The organism is Novipirellula sp., from assembly GCF_041583735.1.
GTDB lineage: Bacteria > Planctomycetota > Planctomycetia > Pirellulales > Pirellulaceae > Novipirellula.
On record NZ_JBFHFD010000756.1, the window covers coordinates 1 to 3,876 of the forward strand.

Consider the following 3,876-nt stretch of genomic DNA (forward strand, 5'->3'; position numbering starts at 1 on the left):
GAAATGGCTCGAAGATCTCGGCTGTGATTTTGTGATCCATCACATCGGCTACGATGAACGGCGAGGCATCGCGGCGCGAGGCCAGCGGATGCCAAGTCCCCTGGATCAACTCCGCGAAGTTTGCCAAGCCGTCAAAGTCCCAGTGCAAGCGGTTGGCGGATTGAGTTTAGAACAAGCGATCCAGTGCCCTGCGTACGGCGCGCCGCTGGTTGTGCTGGGCGCCCCGCTGACGATCGATGCCGATTCGTTTAAAACCGCCGATGGAGATTTGGAATCCTCACTGCGTTTGATCTGCGATGCTGTGCATGGGAAGGGGGAAGAGGATAGTGAGGAGTGAGGAGACGGGAGACGGGAGAGAGAAGAAAGCGGAAGAGGAAGGGTGGGGAAAGGATGACAGGCTGGCAGCCTGGACTACGTTACTTGAGCGAGAAGTTGGAATCATGAAATCTGCTGCGGTGGTGAACTATGCTCCTGAAAAAGGATGCGTCGAAATTCGCGAACTCGATCGGCCGGCGATTGGGCCCGACGATGTGCTGCTACAGGTCGCTAACGTTGGCGTCTGTGGCAGCGATCTGCACCAGTGGACTGCGGACCACTCGTGGCCCGTCAATTACCCCGTCGTGCTCGGTCACGAATTCGGTGGCAACATTGTTGAACTCGGTGCGAATGTCGATGGCTGGAGCGAAGGTGATCGTGTGGTCAGCGAAACCGCTGCAATCATCGATCAACAAAATCCGATGTCACGCCGGGGACTGTATAACCTCGACCCGACACGTAAAGGGTTTGGTTACGGAGTGAACGGGGCGATGACCAAATTTGTCCGCGTTCCCTCGCGGATCCTGCATGCCATTCCCGATGCCTTGCCATTTGAACACGCCTGTCTGACCGAACCCTGCTGCGTCGCCTACAACGCCGTCGTCAAAAACGCTTCGATCGAACCGGGGGACCGCATCGTCGTGCTCGGTCCTGGCACAATCGGAATTCTGTGCGCCGCGATGGCCCGGTTGTGTGGCGCCGAAGTCGCAATCGTGGGACTTGAATCCGATCGCCACCGACTCGAAATCGCCAAGCAATATGGTTGTGAAGCGATCATTGGCGATGCGAAACCGTGGGCAACTGAGCGCGATGGACTCGGGTGTGACGGAGTGATCGATGCTGCCGGCGCCAGCGTCACGCTGCAGATCGCAATGGACCTTGTCCGTCCGGCAGGCTGGATCTCGAAAGTCGGCTGGGGCCCGCAACCGCTGGGGTTCAACCTCGATCCGCTGGTCCAAAAAAACGTGCGACTGCAAGGCAGTTTCAGTCACAATTGGCCAATCTGGGAACGCGTGATCGCTCTACTGAGCAGCGGCCAATTGGACGTCAAACCGATCATCGGCGGCGTTTGGCCAATCACCCAGTGGCAGGAAGCGTTCGAAAAAATGCATCGCGGCGAAGTCGTCAAATCGGTGTTGAAGCCGGTGTAGAAGCATGGCGAATGAATGAGCCAGAGTCTGGTGACGCGTAACTCTTTGAGGTTGCGAGTTTTTAATAACCCGAAGCGTAAGTTTTGAAGTTGCGTGTTTGTTCTTAGGGGCAAAGCCCCGGACGTTTACCTAGCCCAGCCCAACGGGCTGGGACCAAGAAAACCAATGAATTGTAGGGCCAACGGTCCGGCCATTTGCTCGGATCTACTGACGTCGCCTGGTAAATGGCCGGGCCTTTGGCCCGGAGAACATCGAAACTCGCAACTTCAAAACTAACGCGTCGGGTTGTGACTGTAGTCTGAACAAGCCCCACTACAGCGGACGCCAGAATTGACGGAAGGATCTTTAGCAAGATCCACTACAAATCAACAACATATCCTCATCATCCAATCGAGCAATGCCAACACACACACCCAAACTTGCGGCCTTTCCCAAAGCGTTCATGCAGGCACTCTGCAAAGATGGCACGATGAGTGTCAGCGAGTGGATTGAACTCGCTTCGAAACTCGATATCCAGGGGCTGGAGTGGTATGCTGGGTTTCTCGAGATGGCTGACGAATCGAATTGGTCGCGGTTTCGCAAGCAAGTCGAAGACCACGGCAAAGTCATTCCGATGATGTGCTGCTCACCCGACTTCACCCATCCCGACGCGGCGTTTCGAGAGCAAGAGATCGCCAAACAAAAACACTGGATCGAGATGACTCATGCGCTCGGCGGTTCGTATTGCCGAGTCCTCAGCGGTCAACGGCGGCCCGAGCTGACGATTGACGAAGGTGTCACGTACGCGGTCGATTCGATCCAGGCTTGTTTGCCATTTGCTGCCGAGCGAGGGATCACGCTGATCATCGAAAACCACTACAAGGACGACTTTTGGGAATATCCCGAATTTGCTCAGAAAATGGATATTTTTTGTCAGATTGTCGACCGCATCGATCACCCGCATTTCGGTGTTAACTATGATCCGAGTAACACGTACTTGGCAGGCGAAGATCCGATTGAACTGCTGCGACGAGTTTCACACCGTGTCGTGACGATGCACGCCAGCGACCGCTATCTGATCGAAGGGACGCTGGAGGATCTGCGACGCGAAGAAGGGGGCGCGGTTGGGTACGCAAAACGACTCAGCCATGGCGAGATCGGCAAAGGGCTGAACGACTACGACGCGATCTTCAGTGAACTGAAACGAGTCGGCTTCGGCGGCTGGATCAGTATCGAAGACGGCGTCGACGGCATGGATCAACTCGCCCGCAGCGTCACATTCCTGAAACAAAAGATCGCCCAACACTGGCCGTAGTGGACGTGGCTACACGTCCCTTACAGTATTGATCCCTTCGGTATTGGCCCATTTCAGTACTAGTCCCTTCAGTATCGCCCCCCCTTCGCCCCCAGAATCCTCGCCACGTTTCCTCCCGTATTGATACGCTCAGCAATCTTTAGCAAGATCCATGACCTTCCTTCCCCAACAATACCCACCGATGAAACACGCTCTCTCATTTGCGCTCGCCATTCTCATTTGCACTGCGTCCTACGCGGATACCTCTGACTCGGAAGACACACGCCCCAGCGGTGACGCAAGCGTCGTCACCCAGATGCCTGGACTGGTTGCATTTTGGACGTTTGGCGAACCCGCGGGCCAGTCGCGGAAATCGATCGGCAGCAAACAGAATTACCCGTTAGCCGAAGTCGACGGACCGATCGATCGAGTCGAAGGTGGTCCTTTTTCAGGATATGCCGCAAACCTGAACGGCAAACAGTACTTCAAGATCCCGTATGCCGAGACGGGTGATTTGAACATTCATGGTCCGGAGGCCCAAGTCAGCATGTTTGCGGTCGTCAACATCCACAACTTGCGTCAGAGTCGGACGATCGCAGGGATGTGGAGCGAAGGGAAAGGAGCGAATGACGATTCGGGAACACGGCAATATGCGATGCTGATGAACATGCCGACCTATGGTGGCCCCAATCAATTGGTACCTCATATCTCTAGCGAAGGCGGAGTGACGCGGCGTGCCGACGGCAGTGCGTTTCCGTGGTGTGCCGATTACGCAGCGACGCGGCAAACCGTGCCGACGGATCGCTGGTGCACATTGGGGTTCACCTATGATGGCGACTACATTCGAGCGTACATCGACGGCGTGCTCGACAAACGAGAGCTTGATGCAGTGAAAGACCGTCGCAACGATCGCTACTTCACCAGCGAAGGCCCCGATGGCAAAGACCGCGGGATGAACCCGTATTACCACGGCCGAGGCATCTTTGGATACGACGCTGAAAAGCATGCCAAAACCAAACCCGGAGGCGGATCGGACTTCACCGTCGGCGCTCGTTACGCCGTCGGGTCGTTCACACGCGAAGCGACGATCGGTCGCTTCGGAGGCCTCGCCGTCTTCGATCGAGCGATTAGCGACAC

General features: G+C 56.0%; 3 protein-coding genes and 1 pseudogene. All 4 read left to right on the forward strand.

Annotated features, from left to right (window positions below; translation table 11 throughout):
- Positions 1–337, forward strand: a pseudogene (locus ABX962_RS32200) (D-arabino 3-hexulose 6-phosphate aldehyde lyase); the annotation flags it as partial.
- A gap of 103 nt (positions 338–440) precedes the next feature.
- Positions 441–1,466: a zinc-binding dehydrogenase gene (locus tag ABX962_RS32205; protein ID WP_372725772.1), complete on the forward strand. Its 1,026-nt coding sequence runs from the start codon at positions 441–443 to the stop codon at positions 1,464–1,466.
- Positions 1,467–1,863: 397 nt separating this feature from the next.
- A complete protein-coding gene (locus ABX962_RS32210) occupies positions 1,864–2,760 on the forward strand; it encodes a sugar phosphate isomerase/epimerase family protein (protein WP_372725774.1) in 897 nt (298 codons plus the stop codon).
- Positions 2,761–2,911: 151 nt separating this feature from the next.
- Positions 2,912–3,876, forward strand: a 965-nt coding sequence (locus ABX962_RS32215) for a hypothetical protein (RefSeq protein ID WP_372725776.1), incomplete at its 3' end; no start/stop codon positions are given.

Excerpts from the sequence above, each read along its gene's own strand:
- ABX962_RS32205 (WP_372725772.1), top strand. The coding sequence starts at position 441 with ATGAAATCTGCTGCGGTGGTGAACTATGCTCCTGAAAAAGGATGCGTC.
- ABX962_RS32210 (WP_372725774.1), top strand. The coding sequence starts at position 1,864 with ATGCCAACACACACACCCAAACTTGCGGCCTTTCCCAAAGCGTTCATG.